The sequence below is a fragment of the Dietzia sp. CQ4 genome (assembly GCF_014145125.1).
Classification (GTDB): domain Bacteria; phylum Actinomycetota; class Actinomycetes; order Mycobacteriales; family Mycobacteriaceae; genus Dietzia; species Dietzia natronolimnaea.
The window spans coordinates 1-3,882 of record NZ_JAALDZ010000352.1; the positions used below are offsets into that span (position 1 = coordinate 1).

The 3,882-nt window shown below is 63.4% G+C and carries 3 protein-coding genes; 1 reads left to right on the top strand and 2 read right to left on the bottom strand.

The window, feature by feature from the left end; translation table 11 throughout:
* Window positions 1–255 precede the first annotated feature (255 nt).
* Window positions 256–906, bottom strand: a complete 651-nt coding sequence (locus tag G6031_RS16780; RefSeq protein WP_182653877.1) for a hypothetical protein — start codon at window positions 904–906, stop codon at window positions 256–258.
* A gap of 258 nt (window positions 907–1,164) precedes the next feature.
* Between G6031_RS16780 and G6031_RS16785 the strand changes: the two genes are divergently transcribed.
* Window positions 1,165–1,725 carry a recombinase family protein gene (locus G6031_RS16785; RefSeq protein WP_182640178.1) on the top strand — a complete coding sequence of 187 codons (561 nt, stop codon included), beginning with the start codon at window positions 1,165–1,167 and terminating at the stop codon, window positions 1,723–1,725.
* 1,623 nt (window positions 1,726–3,348) lie between these two features.
* Here the strand turns inward: G6031_RS16785 and G6031_RS16790 are convergent.
* Window positions 3,349–3,882, bottom strand: a 534-nt coding sequence (locus G6031_RS16790; RefSeq protein ID WP_182653878.1) for a recombinase family protein, incomplete at its 5' end; no start/stop codon positions are given.

Sequence of the window (3,882 nt, forward strand, 5' to 3'; positions counted from 1 at the left end):
CGCTACCGCTTCCTGCACGTCGCAGCCCGGCTGACCCGTAGCGGACGACGGCGAAAAGTGAAGATCCCCAAAACGTGGCCGTGGGCCACCGCCATCGTCGCTGTGTTCAACAAGATCGCCGCGATCCCCAAACCCGCCTGACCTTTTCTGACCGCCCACGACATCACCACCCGGGGACCCGCCACCGGCAGCGCCAGCCGGCGCCCACGCACGCCCTTACGCGAAAACAGACCGTCCGTCACTCGACAGCAGCAGTCACACCGGCCCGTGAATCAGCGGGGCTAGGCACAGCAGCGGCATGACCACCCGGTTCGCCCACCTCATCAGGTGCTGTTCCCGCCATCGCCGGCCCTTGAATCCCGCGCTGACCCAGCGCAGTATGAACGCCACTCCCAGTGGGGTGAGGAGAATCAGCCCTACTGCCTCCAGCAGGGTGCCAGCGTCGACCATCGCAGCCTCACCACCGAGCAACATCACGTAGACCGGCAACAAAAGCAGCTGTAACACGAGATTGACGGGAAGCAGCGCCGTAGCGATCCCTGCATGGCCACGCGCCATCGCGGTGAAGACGAGATACCAATCGGTACACGGGGTAACAAGCAACAACAACAACCCGATTCGAAGATCGGGCTGCTCACCGAGCAAGCCAATACCCAGGCCCCAAGCGAGAAGCGGCGTGAAGACGTAGTTCAACACCAAGCTGACAGCGACCAGCGCCTTGGCGTTGCCCACGTCCTTCAAGTTCGAGGCGTCGAGCTGGACGAACACAGCGATAAGCATCACCAGCAGAGCCGGAATTACTACGTACTCGCCACTGGCACCGAGCGGAGTCGCAAGACCGACCCCCAACCCGGCCAGAGCGGCCGCGGCGACAAACACGCTTTGCAAGCGCTCGATCCAGGTCATCGATGGGCCTCCATCAAACAGCAGCTGCAGGGCAGCCCCAAAGGTAAACCTTCAAGTTGACTGGAAGGTCAAGTCCGCCTCGGCGGGAGGGCCCACGCAGTTGTCGCGTTTGACGATCGTCTAACGCGACACTTTCTGAGCGAACGCCCAATCGGAGGCTCGCGCAGGTCGAACACTAACGGCGACTCCTGCCGCTGTGGCGTAGACATGTAGCGCAATAAAGGTGGGCAAGTCACGGTCGTATGCAACACTGCCGTTGTGAAGATCGGCTACGGGCGCGTTTCGACTGAGGAACAGAACGTCGAGACACAACGACAAGCACTGATCGAGCTCGGCGTTGATCCTCGGCGGATCCACCTCGACCGCGGGGTTAGTGGCCGACGGCGTAAGCGTCCGGCACTGGATCGCGCCCTAGCCGAACTGCGCGATGGTGACGAGCTCGTCGTGACCAAACTCGACCGTCTCGGACGATCGCTTCGAGACCTGCTCGACATTGCAGACCAGATACAGGGTGTCGGCGCATCCCTGACTGTCGGGCGGTCTACCTATGACCCGGGCGATCCCGTCGGCGCGATGCTATTCCAGGTTCTGGGTATGGCCGCCGAGTTTGAGGTCGCCATGAACCGCGAGCGCACCCGCGAAGGCGTTGCTCGAGCAAAGGCCGAAGGCAAGTACCGCGGTCGGCAGCCCAAGCTCTCCCCCGCTGACGCCAACAGGCTCCGCCAGATGCACGCCACCGGCGGCTACACCACCGCGGAACTGGGCCGGTTCTTCGGTCTGCACCGCACGTCGGTGTACCGCTACTTGTCCGATGAATAGTGCAAACTCCACCGAGTAGCTAATCCCCGCCCTTGGGCACGGGTACCCCACAGCACCGCTATCGACGGACGGGAAAGACATGTCAAGTAAGGAACCACGGTACGAGATCACCGAAATCAAAGCGTTCCCGGGCACTGAGTCGAAAGCGATCACCAGTAAGCAGCAGGAAGGCTGGGAGTTGGTCTCGCAGCAGCATGGCCGAGTGCGAACGACCCTGAGCTTTCGTAGGCCGAAGCCGCCAGTCCCCTGGAAAATGTGGGCCACGGTCGGCGGCGTCGGCGTTATCCTGGGCAGCATCATTACTGTCGGGGCGCTCCTGGAAGACGACGCCCCGTCTGCGGCAGAAAACACAGCCACTTCGAGCACCGAGCAGCCCTCCCTAGCGGGCCTCGAAGATGATCCCACTTCGGTGCCTGACCTCACGGTCTGCGAAACAGGCCCACTTACCAGGTCATGCAAGTTTGGCCAGACCGCGGTCTACTCCGACACAGTCCGAGGAGGCGAAGTCAAGCTAGAGATCACCGTCGGCGAGCCAGTCGAGTTCACACCGAGCGAGGCTGCGTCGGTCGCACTCGACCGACCGATACAACCCGTAAACGTCTACTTCCCGATCACCATCAGGAACCTATCGCCTGCCCTGCCGGAATCGACCCTTTTCCTTACCCAGGCCCCTTTACCGTGGCGCTCCGGGAGCGAGGCGGTCACCCGCGTAGGGATTCGACCGCCGGCGGAGGTGTGCGGCGAACCCCACCAGCCGACCGGCCCCGAGGCGGCCTCATGGCCGGGTCGCCATCCACCCGGCCAACTATGCGGTGCGCGCGGTCGCGTCCACGGTTTCGCGCCAGCTCACGTGACCGACGCCGTGGTCGGCAAGGTCTACTGGACTGATGCGCGCAACGGCACCGTCTCAGGGTTCGAGGTTCTCTGGCCTGCGGGCGACGGCCGCGCAAGCCGATCGCACTCGGCAGGATGCTCTCGGTTTTACGGTCCGCGGCAAGAAGTCCGGCCATCGTAGTCGCGGACATCGAGACCAGCGTGATTTGTTCGATCGGCCCCTGTCAACGATCAGGCAACCAAGGTGAAGGGACGAAATTACCGTGATCGCCGGCCAGGGCACGGCATCCCGGCGACACTCTTCCGGTGAGCGCGGGCCGGCAGAGTGGGACGCACTGACCAGCGGCCGGGAAGTCGACGTTGTACCGGCACCCTGATACCGGTTGCGCCGCGGCCCCGACACGCGTCGCCCCTGCCGAAGCGTGGAATCGCCGCCGGGAACACTTCAGCGGCCCGAATTGCCCGCCCCCGCCACCGGGTCACTCCGCGAAAGTAGTGTTCTACATCGCCATGTCCATCATGTCCATCATCGGCATTCCACTCATCTGGTGAAACCACGCCATCAGCTGGTGCAGCACGTCGTGCACCTGGCCCATCATGCCCGTCATATCCATCGCGCTTTCCCTTCGAAATCGACACCCTCGACTCTCGAGGTGGCCCCAGTGTCGACTCTCTGCGACGTGGGCGTGGCGCATCGGCGCCGCAGTCGGTTTTCTTCATCAAATCTTCGTAAACTTAACCACCCGTTTTCCTTCGATGTGGCAGGGCTACTGCAAGGTCGGCCACCCATCAACAACTACGCCCCCGGCACTGCAGGGCCCGGTAGAGCGTGGAACGTCCAATCCCAAGGTCTCGGGCGATCGCCGTCGGCCCCTCCCCCGCCGCAACGCGGGTGCGGGCGTTGTCGATCTGTTCGTCGGTCAGGACGCGTTTCCGTCCCTTGTACTTGCCTTTCGCCTTGGCGATGGCGATGCCCTCGGCCTGGCGCTCACGGATGATGGCCCGCTCAAACTCGGCAAACGCCCCGAGTAGCGACAGCATGAGGTCGGCTCGAGGATCCTGGGCACCAGCGGCGTAGGTGGCCCGCTCGTGTACGAACTCCACGCTCGCGCCCTTCGCGGTGACCTCACCAACGATCTGCTTGAGATCGACTAGGGAACGGGCGAGTCGGTCCATCGACGCGACCACCAGCTCGTCACCGTCCCGCAGATACCTGATGCACTCGGCCAGCTTCACCCGATCGGTACGAGAGCGTGCGGACTGCTTCTCGACGTAGACGCGGTCGCACTCCCCCACCGCCTCGAGCTGACGCGCCTCATTCTG

Coding starts and splice junctions, on each gene's coding strand:
- G6031_RS16780 (WP_182653877.1), bottom strand. CDS start 906: ATGACCTGGATCGAGCGCTTGCAAAGCGTGTTTGTCGCCGCGGCCGCT.